At 69.8% G+C, this 26,183-nt stretch carries 24 protein-coding genes; 7 read left to right on the top strand and 17 right to left on the bottom strand.

Translation table 11 applies throughout. From position 1 onward, the window contains the following. Nucleotides 1-128 precede the first annotated feature (128 nt). The 7 genes from ACTWLI_RS09090 to ACTWLI_RS09060 all read right to left on the bottom strand — a co-directional run bounded on the left by ACTWLI_RS09090 (nucleotide 129) and on the right by ACTWLI_RS09060 (nucleotide 8,026). The gene (locus ACTWLI_RS09090) at nucleotides 129-1,583 is read right to left on the bottom strand and encodes an FAD-dependent oxidoreductase (RefSeq protein WP_445153592.1); all 1,455 of its coding nucleotides are present in this window, start codon (nucleotides 1,581-1,583) and stop codon (nucleotides 129-131) included. A gap of 113 nt (nucleotides 1,584-1,696) precedes the next feature. Next, nucleotides 1,697-2,956, bottom strand: a complete 1,260-nt coding sequence (cobA, locus tag ACTWLI_RS09085) for a uroporphyrinogen-III C-methyltransferase (protein WP_445153591.1) — start codon at nucleotides 2,954-2,956, stop codon at nucleotides 1,697-1,699. Nucleotides 2,957-3,064: 108 nt separating this feature from the next. Then, complete coding sequence (locus tag ACTWLI_RS09080) at nucleotides 3,065-3,361, bottom strand: putative quinol monooxygenase (protein ID WP_445153590.1); 297 nt, start codon at nucleotides 3,359-3,361, stop codon at nucleotides 3,065-3,067. A gap of 269 nt (nucleotides 3,362-3,630) precedes the next feature. After that, nucleotides 3,631-4,719: an ABC transporter permease gene (locus ACTWLI_RS09075; protein WP_445153589.1), complete on the bottom strand. Its 1,089-nt coding sequence runs from the start codon at nucleotides 4,717-4,719 to the stop codon at nucleotides 3,631-3,633. Next, nucleotides 4,709-5,434, bottom strand: a complete 726-nt coding sequence (locus ACTWLI_RS09070) for an ABC transporter ATP-binding protein (protein WP_445153588.1) — start codon at nucleotides 5,432-5,434, stop codon at nucleotides 4,709-4,711. Before ACTWLI_RS09070 ends, ACTWLI_RS09075 begins: the two co-directional genes overlap by 11 nt. Nucleotides 5,435-5,478: 44 nt before the next feature. Then, the gene (locus ACTWLI_RS09065; RefSeq protein ID WP_445153587.1) at nucleotides 5,479-6,642 is read right to left on the bottom strand and encodes an ABC transporter substrate-binding protein; all 1,164 of its coding nucleotides are present in this window, start codon (nucleotides 6,640-6,642) and stop codon (nucleotides 5,479-5,481) included. A gap of 217 nt (nucleotides 6,643-6,859) precedes the next feature. Beyond that, entirely contained in the window at nucleotides 6,860-8,026 is a 1,167-nt protein-coding gene (locus tag ACTWLI_RS09060; RefSeq protein WP_445153586.1) for an RtcB family protein, read from the bottom strand. Nucleotides 8,027-8,167: 141 nt separating this feature from the next. On the opposite strand from ACTWLI_RS09060, the gene ACTWLI_RS09055 reads away from it, so the two are divergent. Beyond that, entirely contained in the window at nucleotides 8,168-8,494 is a 327-nt protein-coding gene (locus ACTWLI_RS09055; RefSeq protein WP_445153585.1) for a GYD domain-containing protein, read from the top strand. On the opposite strand, the gene ACTWLI_RS09050 is transcribed toward ACTWLI_RS09055, so the two are convergent. From ACTWLI_RS09050 to ACTWLI_RS09030, 5 genes are all read right to left on the bottom strand, one after another. Beyond that, nucleotides 8,491-9,921 carry a sulfate adenylyltransferase subunit 1 gene (locus tag ACTWLI_RS09050; protein WP_445153584.1) on the bottom strand — a complete coding sequence of 477 codons (1,431 nt, stop codon included), beginning with the start codon at nucleotides 9,919-9,921 and terminating at the stop codon, nucleotides 8,491-8,493. The two genes, ACTWLI_RS09055 and ACTWLI_RS09050, sit on opposite strands and share 4 nt — an antisense overlap. After that, entirely contained in the window at nucleotides 9,921-11,015 is a 1,095-nt protein-coding gene (gene cysD / locus ACTWLI_RS09045) for a sulfate adenylyltransferase subunit CysD (protein WP_445153583.1), read from the bottom strand. Before cysD ends, ACTWLI_RS09050 begins: the two co-directional genes overlap by 1 nt. Then, on the bottom strand, nucleotides 11,012-11,746 hold the full coding sequence (locus ACTWLI_RS09040; protein WP_445153582.1) for a phosphoadenylyl-sulfate reductase: 735 nt from the start codon (nucleotides 11,744-11,746) through the stop codon (nucleotides 11,012-11,014). Before ACTWLI_RS09040 ends, cysD begins: the two co-directional genes overlap by 4 nt. Further along, a complete protein-coding gene (locus ACTWLI_RS09035; RefSeq protein WP_445153581.1) occupies nucleotides 11,743-13,488 on the bottom strand; it encodes a nitrite/sulfite reductase in 1,746 nt (581 codons plus the stop codon). Before ACTWLI_RS09035 ends, ACTWLI_RS09040 begins: the two co-directional genes overlap by 4 nt. A gap of 74 nt (nucleotides 13,489-13,562) precedes the next feature. Then, nucleotides 13,563-14,300, bottom strand: a complete 738-nt coding sequence (locus ACTWLI_RS09030) for a sirohydrochlorin chelatase (protein WP_445153580.1) — start codon at nucleotides 14,298-14,300, stop codon at nucleotides 13,563-13,565. Between the two features lie 60 nt (nucleotides 14,301-14,360). Here ACTWLI_RS09030 and ACTWLI_RS09025 point away from each other — a divergent pair, with 60 nt between their 5' ends. Together ACTWLI_RS09025 and ACTWLI_RS09020 are read left to right on the top strand one after the other, a co-directional pair. Then, a complete protein-coding gene (locus ACTWLI_RS09025; protein ID WP_445153579.1) occupies nucleotides 14,361-15,032 on the top strand; it encodes a trimeric intracellular cation channel family protein in 672 nt (223 codons plus the stop codon). 14 nt (nucleotides 15,033-15,046) lie between these two features. After that, nucleotides 15,047-15,475 (top strand): hypothetical protein, encoded by a 429-nt coding sequence (locus ACTWLI_RS09020; protein WP_056737695.1) that lies wholly within the window; start codon nucleotides 15,047-15,049, stop codon nucleotides 15,473-15,475. Nucleotides 15,476-15,606: 131 nt separating this feature from the next. Here ACTWLI_RS09020 and ACTWLI_RS09015 read toward each other — a convergent pair whose 3' ends face one another. The 4 genes from ACTWLI_RS09015 to ACTWLI_RS09000 form a co-directional block, all read right to left on the bottom strand. Next, on the bottom strand, nucleotides 15,607-15,936 hold the full coding sequence (locus ACTWLI_RS09015; RefSeq protein ID WP_445153578.1) for an endonuclease domain-containing protein: 330 nt from the start codon (nucleotides 15,934-15,936) through the stop codon (nucleotides 15,607-15,609). A 919-nt stretch (nucleotides 15,937-16,855) separates the two neighbouring features. Continuing rightward, nucleotides 16,856-17,956, bottom strand: a complete 1,101-nt coding sequence (locus tag ACTWLI_RS09010) for a polyprenyl synthetase family protein (RefSeq protein WP_445153577.1) — start codon at nucleotides 17,954-17,956, stop codon at nucleotides 16,856-16,858. Further along, nucleotides 17,953-19,311, bottom strand: coding sequence for a geranylgeranyl reductase family protein (locus ACTWLI_RS09005; RefSeq protein WP_445153576.1), 1,359 nt, complete (start codon nucleotides 19,309-19,311; stop codon nucleotides 17,953-17,955). The genes ACTWLI_RS09010 and ACTWLI_RS09005 overlap by 4 nt, the downstream gene beginning before the upstream one ends. Nucleotides 19,312-19,323: 12 nt before the next feature. Then, nucleotides 19,324-20,115 carry a demethylmenaquinone methyltransferase gene (locus ACTWLI_RS09000; RefSeq protein WP_445153575.1) on the bottom strand — a complete coding sequence of 264 codons (792 nt, stop codon included), beginning with the start codon at nucleotides 20,113-20,115 and terminating at the stop codon, nucleotides 19,324-19,326. An 86-nt stretch (nucleotides 20,116-20,201) separates the two neighbouring features. Here ACTWLI_RS09000 and ACTWLI_RS08995 point away from each other — a divergent pair, with 86 nt between their 5' ends. The 4 genes from ACTWLI_RS08995 to ACTWLI_RS08980 all read left to right on the top strand — a co-directional run bounded on the left by ACTWLI_RS08995 (nucleotide 20,202) and on the right by ACTWLI_RS08980 (nucleotide 24,291). Beyond that, a complete protein-coding gene (locus ACTWLI_RS08995) occupies nucleotides 20,202-21,545 on the top strand; it encodes an isochorismate synthase (RefSeq protein WP_445153574.1) in 1,344 nt (447 codons plus the stop codon). Nucleotides 21,546-21,782: 237 nt separating this feature from the next. After that, complete coding sequence (locus ACTWLI_RS08990) at nucleotides 21,783-22,589, top strand: ABC transporter substrate-binding protein (protein WP_445153573.1); 807 nt, start codon at nucleotides 21,783-21,785, stop codon at nucleotides 22,587-22,589. 104 nt (nucleotides 22,590-22,693) lie between these two features. Further along, a complete protein-coding gene (locus tag ACTWLI_RS08985) occupies nucleotides 22,694-23,485 on the top strand; it encodes an amino acid ABC transporter permease (protein ID WP_056737689.1) in 792 nt (263 codons plus the stop codon). Nucleotides 23,486-23,493: 8 nt separating this feature from the next. Then, a complete protein-coding gene (locus ACTWLI_RS08980; RefSeq protein WP_445153572.1) occupies nucleotides 23,494-24,291 on the top strand; it encodes an amino acid ABC transporter ATP-binding protein in 798 nt (265 codons plus the stop codon). Nucleotides 24,292-24,385: 94 nt separating this feature from the next. Here the strand turns inward: ACTWLI_RS08980 and menD are convergent, their stop codons facing one another. After that, a complete protein-coding gene (menD, locus tag ACTWLI_RS08975) occupies nucleotides 24,386-26,155 on the bottom strand; it encodes a 2-succinyl-5-enolpyruvyl-6-hydroxy-3-cyclohexene-1-carboxylic-acid synthase (protein WP_445156152.1) in 1,770 nt (589 codons plus the stop codon). Nucleotides 26,156-26,183 lie beyond the last annotated feature (28 nt).

Genomic DNA, 26,183 nt, shown 5'->3' with positions numbered 1-26,183 from the left:
GTCCATGACGGTAAGCCTACTGACTACCCGGGGGAAATGTCCCCATGACCGACCAACGCGGGGCCACCTTCCCCCGCCCCCTTCGGGACGGGCTTGAGGTGACCCCGCGCCTTGTCAGTAATCCCGGGTTAGACCTCCGCCGCGACCCCGCCGCGGGAGATCTCCACCATGTCCTCGCGCGGGACCACTTTGATGCGCTCGCGCTGGACGCTGTCCGGACCCGCGGACGCCTTCTCCCCCAGGGAGCGTTCATGCGCGTCCAGGGCCAGCCAGCCTTCCCAGGAGGTGTACTGCACCCCGCGGTCCTCCAGCAGCCCGATGACCGCCTCCGGCGCGGGTGCCGCAGCCTGCGGCAGGTTCCCGCGGTCCTCCAGCAGGTAGGTCACGGTTTCCAGGGCATCGCCCTTCGTGTGGCCAATCAGCCCGACCGGGCCGCGCTTGATCCATCCCGTGGCATAGATGCCGGGCACGTGGGCGCCGGACGCGTCCAGGACGCGGCCGCCGTCGTTCGGGACGACGCCCCGGCTGTGGTCGAACTCGACCTCGGGCAGCGCCGAACCGAAGTAGCCGATGGCGCGGTAGACGGCCTGGACCGGGTAGTCGATGAACTCGCCCGTGCCGCGGGCATTGCCCGTGCCGTCGAGTTCGGTGCGCTCGAACTTGATCCCGGCCACCCTGCCCGGGTTCGCCGCGTCGTCGTACACCTCGACCGGGCTGTGCAGGAAGTGCAGGTGCAGCCGGCGGGAGGCCGTGAGTTCGGAAAGGTCCTCGGGCTGTTCGGCGATCCAGTTGGTGAGGGTGCCCACCATGGTCTTGGTCTGGTTGTTGCTCTGGATCTGGCGGTCGGATTCGGCGTCGAACTCAAAGTCTTCCGGGTAGAGGATGATGTCGACGTCCTTGGAGTGGGACAGTTCGCGCAGCTCCAGCGGGGTGAACTTCACCTGCGCCGGGCCACGGCGGCCGAAGACGTGCACATCGGTGACCGGGGAGTCCTTCAGGGCCCGGTAGACGTTGTCCGGGATTTCGGAGACCAGCAGGTCGTCGGCGTGCTTGGAGAGCATCCGGGCCACGTCCAGGGCCACGTTGCCGTTGCCGATCACGGCGATTTCCTTGGCCTCCAGCGGCCAGTCACGGGGCACGTCCGGGTGCCCGTCGTACCAGGAGACGAAGTCGGCGCCGCCGTAGGAGCCCTCGAGTTCGATGCCGGGGATGTTCAGGTCCGCGTCCTTGATGGCGCCGGTGGCGAAGATGACGGCGTCGTAGTGGGTCCGGAGGTCTTCGAGGGTGAGGTCCGTGCCGTAGTCGACGTTACCGAAGAAGCGGATGTCGCCGCGGTCCAGCACCTTGTGCAGGGCGTTGACGATGCCCTTGATGCGCGGGTGGTCCGGGGCGACGCCGTAGCGGATCAGGCCGTAGGGTGCCGGGTAGCGGTCGAAGAGGTCGATGCTGACGGTGAGTTCGCCGCTTTTGACGGCCTCGCTCTTGGTCAGGATGTCCGCGGCGTAGACGCCGGCCGGGCCGGAGCCGACGACGGCGACGCGCAGGGGACGGGCGGCGGTTCCTACGGTGGTGTTCGTTGACACGGCTGTGTTCCTTATTCTTCTGGATCCGTTGCTCCAACATCGCCCTCGTGGGGCTTGTAAACGGCGGTTACGGAGCAGTCGGCGGGCTTGCGGGGTCGTGGGGCGGGCTGGAACTAACGGGCGGGGACGCGCGGGGCGTTCGGAGACGTGGTGCCGTAGTCCGCGGTCTTGAAGTGCGGCGGCGCGAACGGGCTGACGCGGACCACGTCACCGATCACGATCACGGCAGGGTTCGCGACGCCGGCGGCCTCGGCTTGATCCGCGATGGTCCCGAGCGTTCCGATGGTCACCCGCTGGTTGGGCAGGTATCCATTCTCTACGATGCCAACAGGCGTCCCGGCTGGCAAACCGGCACGGCCCAGCGACGCCGCGGAACCGCGGAGCTGGCCGACGCCCATGAGCAGGATCACGGTGTGGTCGGGCCGGGCGGGGACTTCGGAGAGTTCCTCATGCCCGGTGACGACGCTGAAGCCCTTGGCCAGGCCGCGGTGCGTGACCGGGATGCCGGCGGCGGCGGGGACGGAGACCGCCGAGGTGACGCCGGGAACGACCTCCACCTCGACACCGTGCTGCCGGCAGAATTCCGCTTCCTCGCCGCCGCGTCCCAGAACGTACGGGTCGCCGCCCTTGAGCCGGACCACGCGGTGCCCGGCCAGGGCCTCGTCCACGAGGATCCGGTTGATCCCGGACTGCGGGACCGGATGGTGGCCGGGGGTCTTGCCGACCTCGATCACACGGACGTCCGGGGCGAGTTCGCCGAGCAGTTCACGCGGGCCGAGCCGGTCCGCAATGACGACGTCGGCCTGGCCGAGGAGCCGCCGGCCGCGGACGGTGATGAGCCCGGCATCGCCCGGGCCGCCGCCGACGAGGGCGACGCTGCCGGCGCCGGAGGGGCGCCGGCGCCGGAGCGGCAGGTCACCGGCGTGCAGGGCGGTGGCGACGGCGTCGCGCAGGGCCATCGCCCGGCGCGGGTCTCCCCCGGCGTTGACGGCGATCTTCACGTCGTCGACGATGGCCACGGCGGGCGTCCAGGCGGCGGAGGCGCCGTGGTCAGAGGCGTTGACGCACCAGACGCGCTGCGCCTCGGCGTCGGCGGCGACCCGGGCGTCCACCGCGGCGTCACCGGTGGCGGTCTGGACGAACCAAGTCCCGTCGACGTCGGAGCTTCGGTACGGACGGGGCTGCCAGTCCAGCAGCCCGGCGCCGGCGAGTTCGTCCAGGGCCGGGCAACCGAGCGGAGCCACCACCGTGACCCGGGCGCCGGCGTCGAGCAGTCCCTTGGCGCGGCGGGCGGCGACGGGTCCGCCGCCGACCACCAGCACGGTCCGGCCGAGCAGGCGCAGCGCGGTGGGATAGATGTCTTGAATCGCCATGCATCGACGATAGGGCCGCTCCCGGAGGGAGCCCAGTGGGCCGGAAACACCCGTTCACGCAGGGTAACGGGGGGTAACCTTGCCCGGCGGGTCGGCTTCTCCGCCCGCCTACTTGACTGCGATGAGCTCGATCAGCTGGATGTCCGGGTCCTTGGACAGCAGGGTCGGCCCGTGCTCGGCAAGCGCGGCGGGGATGGCACCCTTCAGGTGGGCCTGCCGGTCTTCCTCGGTATCGAAGGTGTCAAAGATGCCGAAGGTGTAGTCGTTGACCCGGAAGGCGTACCAGGTGCGTGTCCCGGGTTCCTTGACTACCGCCGCGCGGGCGCCGTTCAGGAAGTCCCAGACCTCCTGTTCCTTCCCCAGTTTTGCCTCGACCAGTGCCAGTACTCCGTATTTTGGCGCCACGGCGTCCTCCTCAGAAGCGGGCTGTGGGAGTCGTATACCGGCCCCTAGCCGTGAGTGTATTTAGCGCGCGTAAGCGGAACAAGGGTCCATCGGCGAGGGCGGCGAAGGCGGGCGGTGAAGCCGGGCCAGGCCCGGTCGGCGGCGGCCAAGTCGGCGGCGGCCAGGGGGCACTTCGACTGTCTCCGGGGACTCTGCGGCGCCAGGCGCCGGCGTGTCCGCGTCAATGCTGCCCCGGGCGGCGGAGCCCGGCAGCGCTCAGTACGCGGAATTCAGCGGGTGCTGCCGGCGAGGAGTCCGCGGCGGCGCAGCAGGCGTTTTTCGACCGGCCCGAAGACCAGCAGTTCGATCAGGATCCCGACGCCAAGGATCAGCAGGATGGCGGCCATGACGATGGTCATGTCGGACAGCACCCGGCCCTGGTCCAGCATCGAGCCAAGGCCGAAGCCGATGGTGCCGCCGACGGCGATGATTTCCGCGGCCATGAGCGAGCGCCAGGAGAAGGCCCACCCCTGTTTGAGGCCGCCGAGATAGCCCGGCAGCGCCGCCGGCAGGATGATCTGCAGGGCCAGCTGGAGGCGGGAGGCGCCCAGGACTTTCCCGACGCGGCGGTACTGCGGCGGGATCTGGTCCACGCCCGAGACCAACCCGTTGATGATCGACGGGATGGCACCCATGAAGACCACGAAATACACCGTGGCGTCGGTAATCCCGAACCACAGAATGGCGGCCGGCACCCAGGCCACGGACGGCAGGACTTGCAGGCCGGAGATCAGCGGTCCGAAGGCGCGCCGCAAGGGCGTCACCTGCGCGAGCAGGAGCCCCACCGGCGTCGCGATGACCACGCTGATCAGGAAGCCCAGGACACCGCGCTGCACCGAGGTCCAGACCGCTTCCTGCAGCGTCCCCTCGCCCCAGAGGACCCCAATCTGGCCGCCGACGTCCAGCGGGCCGGGCACCACGTCACGCCGCTTGACGCCTAGGGAGACGTAGAACTGCCAGACGAGCACCAGCACCGCGAGCGCTGCGAGCGGCAGCAGGATCCTGCTCCAGTCGATGCCGGTCCTGCGGTCGGCGTCGGACTGCAGGGAATCGAGCCCTGCCTCAAGCTCGCGCAGGTCGTCCTGGCCGCCGGAGGACCGGGTCAGGGCGGCAGTGACCTTGCGGGCCGGTTCCGCCCCCGATGCCGCCCTGGGAGTGGCATCCAAGGCATCGGCCGAGGGCCCCGATGCGAGCTTGCGAGTGTTGGGGAGGCAGGTGCCGCTGTCGGAGCCGGCCGCTTCGTCCGAAGGACGAATGCGGTCCGGCGAAGGGGCGGGGGCGGCATCGGGGGTGGAGCCCCACAGAAACTTACTTGGCATGGCGCCGGATTTCCTCTCGCAGCCGGGCGGTGATCTCGCCGGTGAGCTGGCCGGCCAGGCGGGCGTCGGTCCGGTGTTCCTCGCTGACGTGCCATTCGCGCACCACGCGGCCGGGCCGGGAGGACAGCAGCAGCACTCGCTGGCCCAGCCGGACGGCTTCCCGGACGTTGTGCGTGACAAAGACGATCGTGCGGCCGGTTTCCTTCCAGATCCGTTCCAGCTCGTCGTGGAGCAGGTCGCGGGTGATCGCGTCCAGCGCCGCGAAGGGCTCGTCCATGAGGAGCAGCTGCCGGTCCTGGGCCAGGGACCGGGCCAGGGACACCCGCTGCCGCATCCCGCCGGAGAGTTCGTGGGGCCGTTTGTCGCCGGCGCCGGCCAGGTGCACCAGGTCCAGCAGTTCCCCCGCCCGGGCCTGGCGTGCGGTCTTCCCTACGCCTCGGAGCTTCAGCGCCAGCTCGACGTTTTCCCGGGCGGTCAACCACGGAAACAACGCCGCGTCCTGGAACATGAACGCGGCCCCGTCGCTGGGCACTTCGAGGGCGCCCGACGTCGGCGCCTCCAGTCCCGCCATGATGTTGAGCAGGGTGGACTTGCCGCAGCCGGACGCACCGAGCAGGGCGACGAACTCGCCCTGCCCGATCGTGGCGTTGACGTCGTCCAGCACCGGGGCAGCGTCGCCGAAGCGTTTGCCCAGGTGTTCCAGTACAACTGGCATGGTCTGGTCCTAACTGTTGTGGCTGTTAACCGGAGGCGGCGGAGCTAGTCCTTGCCGAGCCCACCGGCGGAGATCTTCCTGCCGGCGGCCCCCTCGGCCAGGACACGGTTCAGCGCCGTGAGGTCGAAGATGCCGTTGATGTCCGCCGCTTTGGTGGTTCCGGCGTCGACGCCGTCCTGGAGCAGTTTTCGGTAGGTCCCGGCGAGCGGGTCGGTGGTGAAGACGATGTTCTCCAGGGACCGGTCGACGACGTCGGCCGGCAGCGCCTTGCCGGCCGACGCCTTGAGTGCGTCGTTGAGGACGCCGGCTTTCTCGGCGGCGGGTGCGGCGTTGAGCCACTCCACCGATTCGATGTGGCCCCTCAGGAGCGCCTGGACGGTGGCCGGGTGGTTGGCCGCGAACGTCTTGTTGACGATCAGGACGGTGGTGACGAACTCGCCCTTGTCCCACAGGTTTTTCTCATCGACCAGGACCTTCGCCCCGGCCTGGAGCACCAGGCGTGATGCCCACGGCTCCGGCAGCCAGGCGCCGTCGAGCTTGCCGTCCTGGAACAGTTTGAGGGTCTGGGCGTTCTCGGTCGGGTTGATCGTGACGTCGCCGCTGCCGTCCGTGGAGGTCTTGAACCCCTGGTGGCCGAGCCAGGCACGCAGGGCTACGTCCTGGGTGCCGCCGAGCTGCGGCGACGCCAGGGTCTTGCCCGGGAGGTCCGCGGACGAGGTGATCCCGGGTTTGACCACCAATTGCGCACCACCGGCGGTGGCGCCGGCGATGATGCTGATGGATTCGCCTTTGCTCTTCACGTAGGAGTTGATCGCCGGGTTGGGCCCGATGTAGGCCGCGTCGATGGCACCGGCGTTGAGTGCCTCGATCGCGGCGGGACCGGCGTTGAAGACCTGAGTGCTGAGCCTGGTCCGGCCCAGTTCCCCGGCGATAAACCCCTTGCTTACCCCGACCAGGGCCGGGCCGTGGGTGATGTTGCCGAAATAGCCAAGCCGGAGTTCCGTTGCCGGGGCGGTGCCGGCGGCAGGCACCGCCCCGGCGTCGCTGGTGCTGGACACGGTCGAGGCGACGGCGGCCCCGGCTCCGATCAGCAGCGCGAGGCCGACGGCAACCCCGATTTCGAGCGTGCGCTTGCGTTTGGGTCTGGTCGATGCGCCGGCGACGATCCGGGTGGTGCCGGGGGTGGGGCTATCGGGTGTTGATGACATGGCATGGATCCCTCTGTGCGGGTGCGGGTGGGCCGGGCGGATGGTCAGCGCCGGCGACATCGCCCCTGGAGGGCCCCGTTGAAGGGGCTGTTGAACCGTTCCGGAGTAGCCATGGCTTCACCATAGGGAGCGCCGGAAGGCCCGTTCAATGGTGCGGAAACGAGGGGTCACGCGGGTTCATGCGGCGTCATATCCGGCTTCCGGAGCCAGGGCCGGTTCAGTCGCCCTTGACGTTGACCAATTGCCGGAGCTTGTGCCGCACCCGGACCAGGTCGGCCGAGTCACGCATGATGACGTCGATCGGTTTGTAGGCGGCGGGGATTTCATCGATGAACGCCTCCCGAGGCCGGAATTCGATGCCCTGCATGGCCGCCTTCAGCTGGGTGAGCGAGAAGGTCTTCCGGGCCGCGGTGCGGGAGTACTCCCGTCCGGCGCCGTGCGGGGAGGAGTTCAGGGACGCCCGGTTCCCGAGGCCCACGACGACGTAGGAGGCGGTGCCCATGGAGCCGGGAATCAGGCCCGGGTCGCCGGCCTGGGCCCGGATGGCCCCCTTGCGCGAAACCCACACGGCCTTGCCGTAATGCGTCTCCTGGGCCGTGAAGTTGTGGTGGCAGTTGATCCGTTCCAGCTCCCGGACCGGGCCGCCGATCCACTTTTCGAACTGCTGGATGAGCCGGTCCATCATTTCCTCGCGGTTGAGCAGCGCAAAGTGCTGTGCCCACCGCAGCTCCCGGATGTACCGCTGGAACTCGGTGGTGCCCTCCTCCAGGTGGGCCAGGTCGCGGTCCGGCAGGGCGGTGTTCCGGCGCAGCGCCAGGGCCCGGGCCTCCGCGATGTGCCGCTGCGCGATCTTGTTGCCCACCCCGCGGGAGCCCGAATGCAGGAACAGCCAGACGGCGTAGTTTTCGTCGGCGCACACTTCGATGAAGTGATTCCCCGAGCCCAACGAGCCCAGTTGCAGCTCCCAGTTCGCCGCATACCGGGCGGGGTCGAAGCCGGCCGCCGCGGCCATCCTCCGCAGCTCGGCGAGCCGGGGGCGGGCCGTCGGTGTGACACTGCGGTTGAAGTGCCCGGCCGACAGCGGAACGGCGCGCTCGATTGCCACCCGCAGCCGCGCCAGGTCCTTGGGCAGGTCCTGCTGCGTGTACTGGGTGCGGACGGCGATCATGCCGCAGCCGATGTCGACGCCGACGGCGGCCGGGATGATCGCGCCCACGGTGGGGATGACCGACCCCACGGTGGCGCCCTTGCCCAAGTGGGCGTCCGGCATCAGCGCCAGGTGGGGGTAGATGAACGGCAACGTGGCCGTGGCCAGCGCCTGCCTGCGCGTCTCCTCGTCGAGGATGGACGCCCAGCTAAGGAGCCTGCTGTTGATGGCTTCCACGGATCACCTCCCACGACGATGATCGTCGGGCCGCGGGCAGGCGGCAAGGTGCGGGGTGCGCCCGCCGGGCACGGCCATTGCTGGGCGCCGCCCCGACTGCCATTCTTATCGGACCGGAACCATGCAGGGAAGGACGGGACCATGCCCCTTTATCTGTCCAAGTTCAGCTACACCCCCGAGACGTGGGCGAGACTGGCGAACCACCCCGAAGACCGCAGCGAAGCCGCCCGCAGCTACATCGAATCGGTGGGCGGGAAGCTGCACGGCTTCTGGTACGCCTTCGGCTCCCACGACGGCTACAACCTGTGGGAGGCGCCCGACAACGTCTCGATGGCCGCGGTGGCGCTGGCCATCAGCGGAGGCGGCGCGCTCAGCTCCTTCGAGACCACGGTCCTGCTGAGCGTCGAGGAGACCATGGAGGCGCTGCGCAAGGCCGCTGAGATCAAGTACCGGCCGCCGGGCGCCTAGATCGAATAGCGCTCGTCCTCGTGGTCGCCTGGATGGTCCCGGACCAGCCCGGCCGCCAGCGTATTGCCGTCTTGCGGGTCGATCACCAGGAACGCCCCGGTCCGGCGGTGGTGCCGGTAGTTCTCCAGCGGCAGCGGCGCCGCGAGCCGGAGCTGGGCTTCGCCGATGTCGTTCAGCTCCAAGGCCGAGGCGGCCGCGAGGCGGAAACTCGCCAGGTCCAGCTTGCCGGTCACGTTCCGGATCAGCGCCTGGACGGTCCGGCTGCCGTGTTTGACCAGCACCTTGGCGCCCTCGCGCAGCGGTTTCGGGGACAGCCAGCACAGCGAGGCGTACAGGTCCGCGGTGGGCTCGGTTACCGTGCCTGCGGCCGCGATCGTGTCGCCGCGGGCGACGTCGGCCTCGTCCGCCAGCCGCAACGCGACCGACTGCGGGGCGGCGGCTTCCTCCAGCGCGGCACCGGCAAAGTCAATGGCCGCGACCGTGGTGATGCGCGGGGCCTGGCCGGGCGTCAGGATTGAGACCCGGTCCCCCACCCGGACGGCTCCCTCGGTGATCTGGCCGGCGTAGGCGCGGTAGTCACGGAAGGCCTCCGGGTCGAGTCCGGCGGCGACGGCCTCGGGCGCCAAAGCGCCCTGCGGGCGGAGGACCAGCTGCACCGGAAAGCGGAAGCTTTCCAGGTGGCTTTCGAGTTCGTCTGCTGCGGGCAGTGTCTCCAGGATCTCGAGCAGGGCCGGGCCGGTGTACCAGGGGGTGCGGTCCGAGCGTTCCACGACGTTGTCGCCGTCGAGCGCGGACACCGGCACCACCAGCAGGTCGGTGGTGTCCCCGGTTCCCAGGCCCAGGTCCCGTCCCAGCTGCTGCACGTCGGCCTCGATGCCGCGGAAGACGTCCTCGCTGAACTCCACGAGGTCGATCTTGTTCACCGCGACGACCACGTGCGCGACGCGCAGCAGCTGCAGCACGGACAGGTGCCGGCGGGTCTGCTCCAGGACGCCTTTGCGGGCGTCGATCAGGACGACGACGGCGTCCGCGGTGGACGCGCCGGTCACCGTGTTCTTCGTGTACTGCACGTGCCCGGGGCAGTCGGCGAGGATGAAGCTGCGGCGGTCTGTAGCGAAGTAGCGGTAGGCGACGTCGATGGTGATGCCCTGCTCGCGTTCGGCGCGCAGGCCGTCGGTCAGCAGGGCCAGGTCGATCCGCCGGGCCCCGCCGGCGCCGTCGGCCGCGTCCGCCCCGCCGAAACCGCGGTCCGCGGAGGTGCGGGCGACGGCCTCGAGCTGGTCGGCCAGGATGGCCTTGGAATCGTGCAGGAGCCGGCCCACCAGGGTGGACTTGCCGTCGTCGACCGAACCGGCGGTGGCGAAGCGGAACAGGGTGGCGGGCAGGGTGGTTTCCAGGTCCGCCGGGCGGACTACTGTGGTGGTCATTAGAAGTATCCGTCCTTCTTGCGGTCTTCCATGGCGGCCTCGGAGATGCGGTCGTCGGCCCGGGTGGCGCCACGTTCGGTCAGGGTGGAGGCCGCGACTTCAACCACGACGTCGGCGACCGTGTAGGCCTGCGATTCCACGGCCCCGGTGCAGGACATGTCCCCGACTGTGCGGTACCGGACGGTCTTCGTGATGACGTCCTCGCCCTCGCGCGGCGGGGAGACCTCCCCCACGGCGCGCCACATGCCGTCGCGGGCGAAGACCTCGCGTTCGTGGGCGTAGTACAGACCCGGCAGCTCGATGTTCTCGCGCTCGATGTAGCGCCAGATGTCCAGTTCGGTCCAGTTGCTGATCGGGAACGCCCGGACGTGCTGGCCGACGGTGTGCCTGCCGTTGTAGAGGTTCCACAGCTCGGGGCGCTGGTTCCGCGGGTCCCACTGGCCGAACTCGTCGCGCAGGCTCAGGATTCGTTCCTTGGCCCGGGCCTTGTCCTCGTCGCGGCGGCCACCGCCGAAGACGGCGTCGAACCTGTTGCGCCGGATCGCGTCCAGCAGCGGGACCGTCTGTAGCGGGTTCCGGGTACCGTCCGCACGCTCGGCCAGCTCACCGGAATCGATGAACTCCTGCACACTGCCGACGACGAGCCGGAGCCCCAGCCGCTCCACGGTGCGGTCGCGGAACTCGATGACCTCCGGGAAGTTGTGCCCGGTGTCCACATGCAGCACCGGGAACGGCACCTTCCCCGGCCAGAACGCCTTGGTGGCCAGGTGCAGCATCACCACAGAGTCCTTGCCCCCGGAAAACAACAGCGCCGGCCGCTCAAACTCGGCAACCACTTCGCGGATGATGTGGATCGCTTCGGACTCCAGGGTGTCCAAAGACGAAAGGCGGGCCGGGGCTGGAACGCCGATTGCCGCCCCGCCCAGGCGACCCGACCGCAGAGCCGCAGCGGCAGATGCCGCCCCGGGAGTGGCATCGGGCCTTCCGGAGCCGCGCGCATCGTCCGAAGGACGGATGCCGCGCGGCGAAGGGGCGGGGGCGGCATCTGCCGCGGAGGCGGTGGTGACCGTCGTCGTCGTGCTCAAGTTGCTCATACGTGTAGCCCGCATTCTGTCTTGTCGGTTCCTGCCCAGCGTCCGGCGCGGGGGTCGTCGCCGGGCGCCACCTTGCGCGTGCAGGGCTGGCAGCCGATGGACGGGTAGCCCTGGGAAAGCAGCGGGTTGACGGGCAGGAGGTTGTCTTCGGAGTGCCGGACCAGCTGGTCGAAGGTCCAGGCGGCCACGGGGTTGACCTTGACCAGGCCGTTGGCCTCGTCCCAGCTGACCAAGGGCGTGGTGGTGCGGGTCGGGGCCTCGTCGCGGCGGACCCCGGTAAACCAGAGCTCGTAGCCGGCCAGGGTGCGGCGCAGCGGGGCGACCTTCCGCAGGGCACAGCACCGGGCGGCGTCGCGGGCGAAGAGGTCCCGGCCCAGCAGCCGGTCCTGCTGCTCCACGTTGCTCTCCGGCAGCACGTCGACGACGTTCACGCGCAGGTTCGCGGCCACCTCGTCGCGGGTGGCGTAGGTTTCCGGGAAGTGGTACCCGGTGTCCAGGAACAGGACGTCGACGCCGGGGAGCTGGTCCGCGACAAGAGCCGGCAGGACGGCGTCGGCCATGGAGCAGGCGACGGCGACGGCGGGCAGTTCGAAGTTCCGCGCCACCCAGCCGATCACCTCGCGGGCCGGGGCGTCCCAGCCGAGCTCGGCCGCGCCGGCGCCGGCCAGGGTCCGGAGTTCGTCGTGGGAACGGAGCACCACGGGGTCCACCCCCGGTGCATGCTTGCTCACTGCAGGTCCCCTTCCTCGGCAGCGAAGGCCCATTCGGCGAAGCTCTGGCCGTCGGCGCGGTCGGCGACGAATTTTCGGACCACCCGCTCGACGTAGTCGGGAAGTTCCCCGGCGGTGACCTTGAGGCCGCGGACGGTGCGGCCCAGGCCGGCCTCTTCGCGGCTGTCGGAGGCGAGTCCGCCGCCGAGGTGGACCTGGAACCCAGGGGTGGGGCCGCCGTCGGGCGTGGGCAGCATCATGCCCTTGAGGCCGATGTCCGCGGTCTGGATCCGGGCGCAGGAGTTGGGGCAGCCGTTGATGTGCAGGGACAGGGCCTGCGGGAGCTGCTTGGTCTCGACGAGGTCGGCGAGGCGGCGTTCCAGCTCGGCGACGGCGGTGGCGGCCGTGACCTTGGTTTCGACGATCGCGAGTTTGCAGAACTCGATCCCGGTGCAGGCGATGGTGCCGCGGCGGAATACCGAGGGCCGGGCGGAGAGGCCCAGCGCGTCGAGCTCGGCCACGAGGGGCTCGACCTCGGCCCGGGGCACGTCGAGGACGACCAACTTCTGGTGCGGTGTGGTGCGCAGCCGCCGCGAGCCGCGGGCCTCGAGGGTGTCCGCGAGCTTGACCAGCTGGCTGCCGGAGAGCCGGCCCGCGAGGGGTGTGGCGCCGATGAAGAACCTGCCGTCCTTCTGCTCGTGCACGCCGATGTGGTCGCCCGGGGTGGCCGGTTTGGGCGCGGCCGGGCCGTCGGCGAGCGTGTAGCCGAGGTACTCGTCTTCCAGGACCTGGCGGAACTTCACCGGCCCCCAATCGGCCAGCAGGAACTTCAGCCGCGCCTTGGTGCGCATCCGCCGGTAGCCGTAGTCGCGAAAGATGCTGGTGACGCCCAGCCAGACGTCGGCGGCCTGCTCGGGCCGGACGAAGGCGCCCAGCCGCTTGGCCAGCATCGGGTTCGTGGACAGGGCGCCGCCCACCCACAGGTCGTAGCCGGCGCCGAGCTCGGGGTGGACGACGCCGACCAGGGCGAAGTCGTTGATCTCGTGCACCACGTCCTGGCTGGGGTGGCCGGTGATGGCGGTCTTGTATTTGCGCGGCAGGTTGGCAAGCTCCGGGTCGCCGATGAAGCGCTCGGACAGTTCCCGGATCAGGGGCGTGGGGTCGATGATCTCGTCCTTGGCGATCCCGGCCACCGGGGAGCCCAGGATGACGCGAGGCACGTCCCCGCAGGCCTCGGTGGTGGAGAGGCCGACGGCCTCGAGACGGCGCCAGATCTCCGGCACGTCCTCGACCCGGATCCAGTGCAGCTGGATGTTCTGCCGGTCCGTGAGGTCCGCCGAGTCGCGGGCAAAGTCCTCGGAGATCCGGCCGATGACGCGCAGCTGCTCGGTGGTGAGGGCGCCGCCGTCGATCCTGACCCGAAGCATGAAGTACTTGTCTTCGAGTTCGTGGGGTTCCAGGGTGGCGGTCTTGCCGCCGTCGATTCCGGGCTTGCGCTGCGTGTAGAGGCCCCACCAGCGGAAGCGGCCGTGCAGGTCGGTCCCGTCGATCGAATCGAAGCCATGCTTGGCGTAGACGGACTCGATACGCTCGCGGACGTTCAACCCGCTGTCTTCCTGTTTCCAGGTTTCGTTGGCGTTCAGCGGGGCGGTGCCGTCGACTTTCCACTGCCCGTGCGGCTTGGCGGCGGGGCGGGCGGGGCGGGCGGGGCGGGAAGCGGCAGCCTGGTCCGGGGTCGCTCCGGCTAGAGCTGTATCAGTCATGGATCGACTGTAGGGGCGGCCGGGAAGGCCCCACAAAGGGTCAGAAACGCAGGGTCACCGTGGGCAACACTTCGTCATGAACGGCTGCCGGCGACCGCCGCGTCGTACCTCTCCAGAGCCAGTTCGGCGAGCACCGGGGAGGGCAGCAGCGGGGCCGTGACCAGGTCCGCCCCGGCCTTGGCGAGCTGGTCGTGGAAGAATCCCGGGGCCAGCAGGTAGGAGGCGATGACCACGCGTCCGCCCAGGTCCACGGCCCCCGCGGACCGCCCGGCGCCGGCTCCCCCGGCAGCTTCTTCCCGCAGCATGGCGACGGCTTCGGGCACGGAGGGCCGGGCGGAAGCGCCGTAGGCGGCCACGATCCGGTTGGAGCGGAGCGTACCCAGCCGGGCCGCGACCTCCTCGACATTCTCGGCAGCGGTGGCGTCGGAGGACCCCGCCGCGGCGACGATCACGGCGTCGTTGTCCGTGACCCCGGTCTCGCGCAACCGCTGGTCCAGCAGCTCGGCGAGCCGCGGATCAGGACCCAGCGGCGCCGCGGCCAGGATGCCGGGGCGGCCCTGCACCGCCCGGGCAATGTCCACCTTGACGTGGTACCCGACGCTGAGCAGCAACGGCACGACGACGGCGCCCGCGTCCGCCGGCAGCCCGGCGACGACGTCGGGCAGTCCGGGGTCCTGGACGTCGACGTACGCCTCACGGACGTCCAGCCCGGGGCGCAGCGCGGAGATCGAGGCCCGCAGGGCATTGACTTCCGCGGCCCCCTCTTCGCTGGAGGTGCCGTGGGCGCAGGCGATCAGGATGGGGGTCTTCATAGCCGTTAGCGTAACCTTGGAGCCGCCCCATCCGCCCCTCCCAACCGTCCGGGACGCCCCATGACTTTCTCCTATAGCCTCGTCTCGGTCTGGCTGGACCTGGCCGGTGTCTTCTTCTTTGCCGTGTCCGGTTCCCTGCTGGCGGCCCGTAAACAGTTCGACATTGTCGGTTCGCTGCTGCTGGCCTCCGTGGTCAGCCTGGGCGGCGGCGTCATCCGCGACCTCATCATCAATGCCGGACCGCCGGCGGCCTTCACCAACCCCGCGTACCTCGCACCGCCGCTGCTGGCCACCGTGCTGGTGTATTTTCTCTTCCCCAGCGTCCGGCGCTTCACCTCGCTGCTGGTCCTGTTCGACGCGGGCGGCCTGGCCTTGTTCTGCATTACGGGGAGCCTGAAGGCCCTGGCCGCCGGGATGCATCCGGTCGCCGCGGTGCTGCTGGGCGTGACGACGGCGGTCGGCGGCGGGCTGCTGCGCGACGTGACCGCGAACGAGGTTCCCCAGCTCTTCGACCCCGGCGACATCTACGCCCTGCCGGCGTTCGCCGGGGCGGGCCTGACGGTGGCGCTGTCCGTCACCGGCACCTTCGGGGTGCTGACAGCGAGTGCCGTGGCGGCCGTGGTTTTCGCCTTCCGCGTTACGGCCTGGCGGCGGCAGTGGCACGCCCCGCTGGCGGTCCGCGGACGGCACCGCCCGGGCCTGGACGGCGCCCAAAACGGGCCCGCAGATTAGCTAGGATAAGAACCATGACTGACATGTTCCTCGAGAAGTTCCGTGCGCTTGTTCCGAAGTATCTCGAAGACGAATGGCAGGAAGAGGACGGGCTGCCGGCCGAAGAGCTGGACGCGGCCCTTTCCGAGCACCAGTTCCAGATCCCCCTGGTCCTCCGCGAGTTTTACCTGGCCCTCGGCGGCTGCGAGGACCTGATGGAGGCGTACCACTACTTCTGGGACCCCGAAGAACTCGAAGTGGACGATGAAGGGTTCCTGATGTTCCTCGAGGACGAGGAGGAACAGTTCACCTGGGGCTTCCGCGTCAGCGACCTCAGCGTTCCGGACCCGATCGTCTACCGCCGCAACAATGCCCGCGGCCAGTGGAAGAGCGAGGAAGGCACCTTCTCCGAGTTCGTCTTCGACATGTTCGACTGGGCCTTCAACGAGGACGACGAGGACTAACCCGCCGGGCTGGGGCGCCTGGCTGGCTGGCCGCTGGCTGCGGAGTTTCCCCACCTTTGGGCCGGCCTGCCGGCGTGTTGTGCGAAACCGCCGGTTCATTTCCGGCCGTTGCTGTTCAGAGGTGGGGAGATTCAGCGGACTACCCTGCCCCGCAGCACCTGCCACACCTCTGCGACGATCTTCTCCGGGTTGAAGACGACGTCCTGATAGCCGTACCTCAACACCGCGTACCCGGTCAGGGTGCTGGCGTTGTTCCGCCGTCGGTCCTTCTTCACCTGCGCCGGCTCCAAATGCGTGCCGCCGTCGATCTCCACGATGAGGAACCCTTCCAACAGGAAGTCCACGATCCCGATACCGGGCAGGTCCACCTGGGTCTGCGTGAATATCCCTTCGTCCCGGAACAGGAGCCTCGCGACCACCTCGATCGCGGACCCCGCCGAACCGTCCACCAGGTCCAGCACCGCCCGGGCTGAGCCGTTGCGGTTGCCGGGAAGCCGCTGCCGGAGGTAATCAAGCGTGGTGCGTCCCTCAGCAGGGCGCTTTCCACCATGATGGCGGCTTCCACGGGCGGCCGGCAGCGGAGGGCGTGCAGCAGTGTATCCGTCAGCCCGGCCACGGGCTTAGGGAATTCCGGCGGGACCAGGCTCCCCCGGTGGATGATCACACCCGAGGCCGACCCGTGGCGGCACAGGAGGTGAGGGCGCTCCGGTTCGTGGAGTCTCCAGAGCCTGTGGTGGCTGGCCGCCGAGACACAGGTCAGCAGCCCGTTATTCAGAACCGCGGCCACCAGGTCCGGCGCCGCACCCGGCAGCGCCACCACACCGTGTCGCAGCCGCACGAGCTCCCCCGCGGCCAGGGAGTCACGGACGGCCCGCTCCCGGAATCCCGCCCCGAGCAACGTTCCGGTCCGCGCCACGGAGCCGGCAAATTTCATGTAGTTCGTGACATCCACGCCTCCAGTGGACCTGCCAGCACCCTCTGCAAGGCGGCCATCCCGGAGCTATGTGGACAAGCCGGGGTTGGATTCTCCCCGGGTTCGGAGACGCCCGACGGCGTGGCGGCACGACTCGCCGTCGTTCGAAGACCCGAGACCCGCAAAAGCGGGGAAAGTCCGGCACCCACCGAACGCACAAACTCGTGACAGTCAATTTACAGATCCACTAGACAACATGACAGAACTGTCATAAGCTCATTCATGGGTTCACCAAATGCCTCCGGTGAATCTGATGCGAACGGAGAAATGGCCCCGGTTCCGCACAACGGACGACTCGTTACGTTGTAAGGAACCGGGGCCATTCCGGTTAAAGCAGTCTTGGCCGGGCAGACCTGGCCAGGCAGCCCGGGTAAACGGGGCCGGGCAGTCGCCACCCCGCGGAGGCCCTAGCTGCTGCGGTCGACCACCGCGTGGGCGAAGCTGGTCAGCGAATCCTTGACCACGCCCTCGGGCAGCGGAGCCAGCGCCGCGATCGCCTCATCGGCCCAGGACCGCGCGACGGCCCAGGACTCGGCGGTCACCGGGTGTTCGCGGAGCCCGGCGACGGCGGCCGCGAGTGCTTCGTCGGAGCTGAGGTCGCCGTCGATCAGTTGCAGCAGCTCCGCGGCAGATGCGTCGCCGTCGGCCGCGGCCTTGCGCAGCAGCAGCACGGGCAGGGTGGGGACGCCTTCGCGCAGGTCGGTGCCGGGAGACTTGCCGGACTTGACCTTGACACCGGTGACGTCGATGACGTCGTCGGCCAGTTGGAACGCGACGCCGACCTTCTCGCCGTACTCGACCAGCAGCGCCTCGTAGGCCGGATCCGCGTTGGCGAAGATTGCGCCGAGCTGGCCGGAGGCGGCCACCAGGGAGCCGGTCTTGTCCGCAATGACAGACAGGTAGTGCTCCACGGGGTCCTCGTCGGGCCGCGGGCCGACGGTCTCGTGCAGCTGGCCCAGGCAGAGCCGTTCGAAGGTGCGGGCCTGGATGCCGAGGGCGCGGGAGCCAAGTTCGGAGACCAGGATCGACGCCCGGGCAAAGATCAGGTCGCCGGTCAGCACGGCCACCGAGTTGCCCCAGACCTCGTGCGCGGTGGGCGCACCGCGGCGGAAGGGGGCGGAGTCCATGACGTCGTCGTGGTACAGCGTGGCCAGGTGGGTGAGCTCGACGACGACGGCGGCCTGCACCACCGCTGGCAGCGAGGCGTCACCGAGGTGGGCGCAGAGCAGGGTCAGCAGGGGCCGGATCCGCTTGCCGCCAGCCTCCACCAGGTGGCGGGACGTGGCGTCGGCCAGCGGGTCGGAGTTGGCGATCGCCTCGCGCAGCTTCTTCTCCACGCGGGCGAGGTTCGTCGTGATGGCCGGGCCCAGTTCGGGGTCCCCCGCGATCGCGGCGAAGCCGGCCGGCAGCTGGAGTCCGGTGGCGATGGCGGTGGTGTTCAGGTCGGGCTCGGTGCCCGGCAGGCCGTGTCCGGCGTGCGTCCAGCTTTGGTCTGCAGAGTTGGTCACGGGTTAACCCTAACTTTTTGTTGCGGAATCCGCGGATTTGAGTCCGGAGCAGGCCGGGTGTTGGAGGTGGCCGGAACGAGGGCCTCCAGGATACGGATCATCCGGTCCTCGAGGCCCTTGGCGGAAGGATCGGTCAGGTTGGCCAGCAGCCGGACGACGAACTTCATCAGCAGCGGCAGGGGCATGCCGGTCCGGAGCGCCAGCTTCATGACCGCAGGCTTCCCGATCACGGCGGCGAACGCCCGGCCCAGGGTGAAGTGCGAACCCCACTGGTCCCGCACGTAGTCGGCATAGCCGGCAAGGCGCGCGTCGGTGTCGGCGCCGCTCCAGCCGGCCGCGGCGGTCCGGGCCGCGGCGTCGATGATGAACTCCGCCGCGAACCGGGCCGACTCCATCGCATAGGAGATGCCTTCGCCGTTGAACGGTGAGACCATGCCGCCGGCGTCGCCGAGCAGCAGCACGCCGGGAGCGTAGTGCGGGGTCCGGTTGAAGCCCATCGGCAGGGCGGCGCCGCGGATCTCCCCCACCTGGTTTTCCGGCGTGAAGCCCCATTCGGCCGGCATCCCGGCGGTCCAGTCGCGCAGGACCTGCTTGTAGTCGAGCTTGCCGAATTCCTTGGAGGAGTTCAGGATGCCCAGGCCCACGTTCGAGGTGCCGTCGCCGACGCCGAACACCCAGCCGTAGCCGGGCAGGAGGTCGCCGCCGCGGGCACCGGGGCGGGAGGAGGAGCGAAGCTCCAGCCAGCCTTCCATCCAGTCGTCGTCGTGCCGCGGGCTGGTGAAGTAGGTGCGCACCGCCACCCCCAGCGGGCGGTCGTCGCGCTTCTGCAGGCCGAGGGAGACGGCGGTGCGGCTTGAGTTGCCGTCGGCGGCGAGGACGACGTCGGCGGCGAAGTCCAGGGTCTGCCCGGTCTTCCGGCCGTTGTCATCCAGCACGGCGGCGCGGACGCCGGTGACCCGGCCGTCGTCGGAACGCAGCGCCTCGGTGACGCTGTGGCGTTCCAGGATGACGGCGCCGGCGGACTCCGCGTGCCGTGCCAGCTCCTCGTCGAAGCCCAGCCGGGTGCGGATCAGGCCGTACTGCGGGAAGTCCGAGACCTCGGGCCAGGGCAGTTCGATGGTGCGGCCGCCCGCGATGAGCCGCAGGCCCTTGTTCCGCCGCCAGCCCTCGGATTCGGGGTGCGGCAGGCCGAGCTTCTGGATCTCGCGGACCGCGCGCGGGGTCAGCCCGTCGCCGCAGACCTTCTCGCGCGGGAAACTGGTCTTTTCCAGCACCGTGACCTCGACGCCGGCCCGGGCAAGGTAGAACGCGGCGGTGGAGCCGGCAGGACCGGCTCCGACGATCAGAACTTTCACGGCTGCGGTCGGCTAACGCTGGGTCCGGGTGATATTGCGCCGCAGCTTGGCCACGGGGCCGGTGTGGCTGGCCAGCGCCTTGGCGCCCGTGGCCGGATCGGTTCCGGGGCCGTCCGGCTTCTGGGCGCGGTGCACCGCGACGATGCCGCCGCTGAGGTTGCGGTATGTCACGTCCTCCCAGCCGGCCTCCTGAAGCCAGGCGGCCAGGTGGTCCTGGTCCGGCCACGCGCGGATGGACTCGGCCAGATAGACGTAGGCGTCTGGGTTGGAGGAGACCTTGACGGCAATGGCGGGGAGCGCGCGCATCAGGTATTCCGTGTACATGGTGCGCCACAGCGGCACCACTGGCTGGGAGAACTCGGCAATGACCAGCCGGCCGCCGGGCTTGGTCACCCGGAGCATCTCGGCGAGGGCCTTCTTGGGCTCGTTGACGTTGCGCAGGCCGAAGGAGATGGTGCTGGCATCGAAGGTGTTGTCCGCAAACGGCAGCCGGGTAGCGTCCCCGGCGATGAAGTTGATGTCCGGGCGGCGGCGCTTGCCGACCTTGAGCATGCCCAGGGAGAAGTCGCAGGCGACCACGTCGATGCCGGCGTCGGCGTAGGGTTCGCTGGAGGTGCCGGTCCCCGCAGCCAGGTCCAGCACACGCTGGCCGGCCTTCACATCCATGGCCTCAACCACGATCCGGCGCCAGCGGCGGGTCTGCCCCATGGACAGGACGTCGTTCACGACGTCGTATTTGGGGGCGACGTCGTCAAACATCGTCGCTACTTCGTCCGGACGCTTATCCAAGGATGCTCGGTTCACCCCGTCATTGTCTCAAAACTTCGACCCACCCCCTAACCGCCTTCCGGCCGGGGCGCGGCGCGCGGCGGGAGTAGTGTTAGCTCATCATGACGAGCGCGCTCCGTACCAGAATTATCAGGACCCTGACAGTCCCCCTCGATGCAGAGTCATTCCCCGGGGGGCTGCCGTCGTTTCTGGTCCGCGACGACGTCCTTTGCTGGACCCGGCGCGAGGCGGGCCTGGTCGGCTTCGGCGAGGTGGCCCGGTTCACTGCCACCGGCCCGGACCGGTTCCTCGAAGCCGACATCTGGTGGCGCCATCTGGTCCTCGAGGCCGAGGTCACGGACGCCGTTGACTGCCCCGGCACCGGGCCGGTGGCCTTCGGCTCCTTTGCCTTCTCCAAGACCTCCGCGCATGAATCCCGGCTGATCGTCCCCGAGATCGTGGTGGGCCTGCGGGACGGCAGGGCATGGCTGACGCACCTGACGTTCGACGACGTCGATCTCACCGACGCCGGTGCGCGCGCCGCCCTGCGGCGCTGGCTGGAGGCCCCCGGCACGGCGGCCGCCCCGTCCGCGGGCGGAACCGCCGGCCGCCCCGCGGTCGAGGCCAAGCTCAGCACCGGCTCGCTCAGCGAAGCGGAGTGGATGGCCGCCGTCGCCGAGGGGGTCGCCGAAATCCGCACGGGAGCGCTGGAGAAGCTGGTGCTGGCCCGGGACGTCGTCGCCACCGTGCCCGACGGCGTGACCGCAGCCGGAATCCTGCGGGAACTCGCGGTGCGCTACCGCGAATGCTGGACCTACGGCGTCGACGGCCTGGTCGGCTCCACGCCCGAGATGCTGATCCAGGTGGAGGGCCGGACGGCGCAGGCCCGGGTCCTGGCCGGAACCCTGGACCGCCGTGACGCCGAGGGGATGGACGGCCCGCCGCTGGAATTCGCCGAGCGCGTGCTGGCCGGCTCCGAGAAGCAGCGGCACGAGCACGACATCGCCATCGCGTCGCTGACCACCCAGCTGGCCCCGTTTTCGGAGGCCATGAACGCGCACAGCGAACCGTTCATCCTGGAACTGCCCAACGTCTGGCACCTCGCCTCCGACGTCAAGGCCGAACTGGCCGAGGTGGAGGGCCACGTCCCCACCTGCCTGGCGCTGATCAACGCCCTGCACCCGACGGCCGCGGTGTGCGGCACGCCCACGACCGTGGCCGGCGCGCTGATCCGCAAGCTCGAGCACCTGGACCGCGGCCCGTACGCGGGCCCGGTGGGCTGGCTCGACGCCGCCGGCAACGGCGAGTGGGGCATCGCGCTGCGCGGGGCGGTCATCGAGGGACCGGACACGGTCCGGCTCTACGCCGGCTGCGGCGTCGTGGAGGGCTCCATACCCGAGGCCGAGCTTGCCGAAACCTGGGCCAAGTTCCGCCCGATGCTGGAATCGCTCGGCATCAGTTCCTGACGGCGGCCCGGGGCCCGGAGGCGTGGCCGCCCCGGCTGGACGCTCGATTCGCCGGGCGCACGGCACCGGACGGGGAGAATCCGGAATCACAGACACCCGCTCCGGCGCAGGGCTTGTACTATGGGCGGGATTAGTTATCCAATAGTGAATCTTAGTTTTCTGTGATGCACATCTCTTATTCGGCGATAGACTATAAGCCGTTTTAGTCATGCATGCCCCTGCAACAAAAGGTAAATAATGCTGATCTCCCGTTCCTTCCTGGCCGGTTCCGCGGCCAAGGCGGCCGCCATCGCAGCGGTCGGCGCCCTCGCCCTGACCGGCTGCAGCTCTTCCGGCGGATCGACCACCACCGACTCCGGCGTGAAGCTGATCGAGTCCGGCAAGCTCACGGTCTGCTCGGACATCCCCTACGAGCCGTTCGAGTTCGTCAAGGACGGCAAGAACGTCGGCTTCGACATGGACCTGGCCGCCGAGGTCGCCAAGGACCTCAAGGTCGAGCCCAACGTCATCACCGTGGCGTTCGAAGGCATCCAGTCCGGCCAGGCGCTCAACACCAACCAGTGCGACGTCGCGATCTCCGGCATCTCCATCACCGACGCCCGCAAGACGGTCATGGACTTCTCCACCCCGTACCTGGACGACGACCTGTCGCTGCTCGTGACCAAGGCGTCCGGGCTGAAGAACCTGGCCGACCTCAAGGGCAAGAAGGTCGGCGTCCAGCAGGGCACCACCGGTGAAGAGTACGCCAAATCCAAGGGCCTGGAGACGATCCAGTATGAGAACACCGGCCTCCTGATCCAGGCGATCAAGACCGGCGGCGTCGACGCCGCGATCAACAACCAGTCCGTGCTGGGCTTCGCCGCCAAGGGCGATGACTCGCTGGTGTTCGCCGAGACCTACAAGACCGGCGAGAAGCTCGGCATCGCGGTCAAGAAGGACAACAAGGCGATGACCGACTCCGTCAACAAGACGCTCAAGCGTCTGGAGGACGACGGCACCATGGCCAAGCTCAAGACCACCTGGTTCGGCGAAGCCGCCAAGTAACCTGCCCGCCCGGACCGACCACAGCAGGGCGGTTCCGGCTCAGCCACCGGCCCCGGCCGCGACCTGACCCGGAACCGCCCCGCAACATGTAAAAGGCAAATCACATGGCAATGACTGTTCGCCAACGGGCCCGCGTGAGCCGGTCCGTTCAGTACGGACTGCTGGCGCTCGCCGTCGTCCTGTTTATTCTCTTCGCCGACTGGGCCTCCATCGGCAAGGCATTCTTCAACTGGGATTCGGCGGTCAAGCAGTTCCCGGAGATCATCACGCTGGCGCTGAAGAACACCCTGATCTACACCGCGCTGAGCTTCGTGGTGGGCCTGTCCGGCGGTCTGCTTTTGGCGCTGATGAAGCTGTCCTCGGTGGCGGTGTGGCGCTGGATCGCCACCCTCTACATCGAGTTCTTCCGCGGCGTTCCGGCGCTGCTGGTGTTCATTGCCTTCGGCTTCGGCATCCCGACCGCCTTCGGTGTCCGGTTCGATATCTACGTCACCGTGATGCTGGCGCTGGGCATGGTGGCCGCGGCCTACATCGCCGAAACCCTCCGCGCCGGCCTGCAGGCGGTCCCCAAGGGCCAGCTTGAGGCCGCCCGGTCGCTGGGCATGCCGCACTGGCGGGCCATGGTCTCGATCGTGATCCCGCAGGCGTTCAAGATCGTGCTGCCGCCGCTGACCAACGAGGTCATCCTGCTGACCAAGGATTCCTCCCTGGTCTACCTGCTGGGCCTGGCCGCGTCGCAGTACGAACTCACCAAGTTCGGCCGCGACGGCATCACCCAGCCCAACGCCGGCCTGACCCCGCTCGTAATTGCCGGCGCCTGCTACCTGATCATCACCGTTCCGCTCGGCATTCTGGCCCGCCGCTTTGAATCCCGTACCGCCAAGACGAAGGGCTAGGAGTCACCATGGCTGAATCAACGTCATCGGCTGCCGCGAGGCAGATCCAGGCCGCCGGTGTCTCCATCAAGGAGCTCCGCAAGTCCTACGGTTCCAACGAGGTCCTCAAGGGCATCGACCTGGAGGTCGCCCCCGGCGAAGTGGTCTGCCTGATCGGCCCGTCCGGCTCCGGCAAGTCCACCCTGCTCCGCTGCGTGAACCTGCTCGAGCAGCCCAACGTGGGCACCATCCACGTCGGCGGTTTCGAGTCGACGGACCCGGACGTGGACATCGACAAGATGCGCCGCAAGGTCGGCATGGTGTTCCAGCAGTTCAACCTCTTCCCGCACCTGAGCGCACTGCAGAACTGCACCATCGCGCAGACCAAGGTGCTAAAGCGCAGCCAGGCCGAGGCCGCGGAGGTGGCCCGGAAGAACCTGGCGCGGGTGGGCCTGGACCACCTCGCGGACCGTTTCCCGGACCAGCTCTCCGGCGGCCAGCAGCAGCGCGTGGCGATCGCCCGGGCGCTGAGCATGGACCCCGAGCTGATGCTCTTCGACGAGCCGACGTCGGCCCTGGACCCGGAGACCGTGGGCGACGTGCTCGCCGTCATGCGGAACCTGGCCAAGGAAGGCATGACCATGCTGGTCGTCACCCACGAGATGGGCTTCGCCCGCGAGGTGGCCGACCGGGTGGTCTTCATGGACGGCGGCGTGGTGGTGGAAGAGGGCGCGGCCGAACAGGTTATCGGCGCCCCGACGCAGCCCCGCACCCAGGAATTCCTGCGCCGGGTCCTCGACCCGACGCACATCGACATCGCGGAGTAATCCCGCACCGCTTTCGGACAGCCGCTACGTGGATCCACGTAGCGGCTGTCCTTTTTCGTGGCGGAAATCCGGCTGCGCGGCGCAGGCCGGGCTGCTACCCGCCGAGGACTCCGGCCACGGCGGCGGCGACCGCGGCGCGGATGCGTCCGTGCAGTGCCCGGAGGTCCCGCCGGTCGGCGCGGACCTCGATGATGCTGCGGCCCGTCACGGGTTCCGCCAGGGCTGCCGCCAGCTCCGCTGTCGTGCCCACCGCCCGGTGCGCGACGCCGTACGCGGCGGCGAGGGCGGAAAGGTCCACGGTGTGCGGGGTGCCGAAGAGGCGTTCGACGGCGGTGCCGTAGCGGCCGGACTGCTCGACGGCGCCGTGCTCCAGGAGCCCGAAGATGGCCCCGCCGGCGTCGTTGAGGACCACGATGCGCAGCGCCGGCTCGGTCTCCCCCGCGCCCAGCAGCAGGCCGCCGGCGTCGTGCAGGAACGTCACGTCGCCCAGCAGCACGGTGGTCTCCTGCCGGCCGCCGACGGCGATGCCGGTCGCGGTGGCGAGGGTGCCGTCGATGCCGGCCAGGCCGCGGTTGGCGAAGACGGTGGCCTGGGGTTCCTGCGGCGGCGCCCCGGCCAGGTCGACGTCGCGGATCCCGTTGGAGGAGCCCAGGACGAGCTGTCCGCGGGCGTGTTCCCAGACCAGGGCCCCGACGGCGGGGCCGGTGGCGGGCGTGCCGGCCGCGGCGGGACCGGTCGCGGGCGTGCCGGCCCCGGCGGGTCCGGCTGCGGGGCCGGCCAGCACCTGGTCCAGGGCGTGCTGCGCGGCGGCGCCGGCCAGCAGCCAGGCGTCGAGCCACGCGGCGGGGCCGCGGCCGGCGAAGTCGGCGAGGGCCGCGAGGGTCTCCAGCGGCAGCTCGGTCCGGCGTCCGGCCTCGTACCAGGCGACCGGCACGGGCTGGTAGAGCGCGGACGGGACATCGGCCCGGGCCAGCAGGGCGGACACCGGCCGGGACAGTGTGGGGCGGCCGAACAGCACGACGCTCTCGACCGGCTGGCCGGATTCCGGGCCGAAATGCTCCAGCAACAGCCGGTACGGGCCCACCGCGTTCGGGCCGAACCGGGCGTTGGAGGAGGGCTCGGCGAGCAGCGGCAGGCCGTGGGCCCGGGCGAACGCCTCGGCGACCGGGCCGGCGTCGTGCCCGGCCAGGACCACGGTGCGCCGCTCGGGCAGCGCCGTGGAGGCCGCCGGGAAATCGAGCGCCAGCGGATGCCGCGGGGCGCGGTGGATCCGGCGGCCGACCTCGTCGCCGCCGCCCAGGCGGTCGCCGTCGGCGGGGACCAGCGGGTCACGGAAGGCGAGGTTCAGCTGCACCGGACCGGGCGGGATGTCCTCAAACGCGCCGGTGGCGGCGCTCAGGGCCGTCTCGACGGCCCGGAGCGGGTTGTCACCGGCGGCGACGTCGGCCGCGAACCGGACGTGGTCGCCGAAAAGGTCCGGCTGCACGGTGGTCTGGTTGGCGCCGGTGCCGCGGAGCTCCTCCGGCCGGTCGGCGGACAGGACCACCAGCGGCACGGCGGCGTGGTTGGCTTCCATCACGGCGGGCAGCAGGTTTCCGACGGCCGTGCCCGAGGTGGTGAGCACGGCCGCGGGGGCGCCGGTCGCCAGCGCCAGGCCCAGTGCGGTGAAGCCGGCGTCGCGTTCATCAATCCGGACCAGCAGTTCCACCCGGCCGGCGGCGTCGGCCTCGGCCAGGGCGTAGGCCATCGGCGCCGAGCGGGAGCCGGGGGCGACGACAACCGAGCGCACGCCGGCGCCCAGCAGCGCCGCGACGGCCACCCGCGCGGCCTCCACCGCGCCCAGCGCACCGCCCGCGGCTGGCACGGCCGGCTCCCCGCCGCCCTCGGAACCG

The sequence above is a fragment of the Arthrobacter sp. Hor0625 genome (genome assembly GCF_052567525.1).
The sequence above is the reverse complement of the archived record's forward strand: the minus strand, read 5'-3'. Positions and strand labels throughout refer to the sequence as shown.

What these genes read in the sequence shown, in the direction of transcription:
- cobA (WP_445153591.1), bottom strand. Translation starts at nt 2,956, where the DNA reads ATGGCGATTCAAGACATCTATCCCACCGCGCTGCGCCTGCTCGGCCGG.
- ACTWLI_RS09075 (WP_445153589.1), bottom strand. Translation starts at nt 4,719, where the DNA reads ATGCCAAGTAAGTTTCTGTGGGGCTCCACCCCCGATGCCGCCCCCGCC.
- ACTWLI_RS09070 (WP_445153588.1), bottom strand. Translation starts at nt 5,434, where the DNA reads ATGCCAGTTGTACTGGAACACCTGGGCAAACGCTTCGGCGACGCTGCC.
- ACTWLI_RS09065 (WP_445153587.1), bottom strand. Translation starts at nt 6,642, where the DNA reads ATGTCATCAACACCCGATAGCCCCACCCCCGGCACCACCCGGATCGTC.
- ACTWLI_RS09055 (WP_445153585.1), top strand. Translation starts at nt 8,168, where the DNA reads ATGCCCCTTTATCTGTCCAAGTTCAGCTACACCCCCGAGACGTGGGCG.
- ACTWLI_RS09050 (WP_445153584.1), bottom strand. Translation starts at nt 9,921, where the DNA reads ATGACCACCACAGTAGTCCGCCCGGCGGACCTGGAAACCACCCTGCCC.
- cysD (WP_445153583.1), bottom strand. Translation starts at nt 11,015, where the DNA reads ATGAGCAACTTGAGCACGACGACGACGGTCACCACCGCCTCCGCGGCA.
- ACTWLI_RS09035 (WP_445153581.1), bottom strand. Translation starts at nt 13,488, where the DNA reads ATGACTGATACAGCTCTAGCCGGAGCGACCCCGGACCAGGCTGCCGCT.
- ACTWLI_RS09030 (WP_445153580.1), bottom strand. Translation starts at nt 14,300, where the DNA reads ATGAAGACCCCCATCCTGATCGCCTGCGCCCACGGCACCTCCAGCGAA.
- ACTWLI_RS09025 (WP_445153579.1), top strand. Translation starts at nt 14,361, where the DNA reads ATGACTTTCTCCTATAGCCTCGTCTCGGTCTGGCTGGACCTGGCCGGT.
- ACTWLI_RS09020 (WP_056737695.1), top strand. Translation starts at nt 15,047, where the DNA reads ATGACTGACATGTTCCTCGAGAAGTTCCGTGCGCTTGTTCCGAAGTAT.
- ACTWLI_RS08995 (WP_445153574.1), top strand. Translation starts at nt 20,202, where the DNA reads ATGACGAGCGCGCTCCGTACCAGAATTATCAGGACCCTGACAGTCCCC.
- ACTWLI_RS08990 (WP_445153573.1), top strand. Translation starts at nt 21,783, where the DNA reads ATGCTGATCTCCCGTTCCTTCCTGGCCGGTTCCGCGGCCAAGGCGGCC.
- ACTWLI_RS08985 (WP_056737689.1), top strand. Translation starts at nt 22,694, where the DNA reads ATGGCAATGACTGTTCGCCAACGGGCCCGCGTGAGCCGGTCCGTTCAG.
- ACTWLI_RS08980 (WP_445153572.1), top strand. Translation starts at nt 23,494, where the DNA reads ATGGCTGAATCAACGTCATCGGCTGCCGCGAGGCAGATCCAGGCCGCC.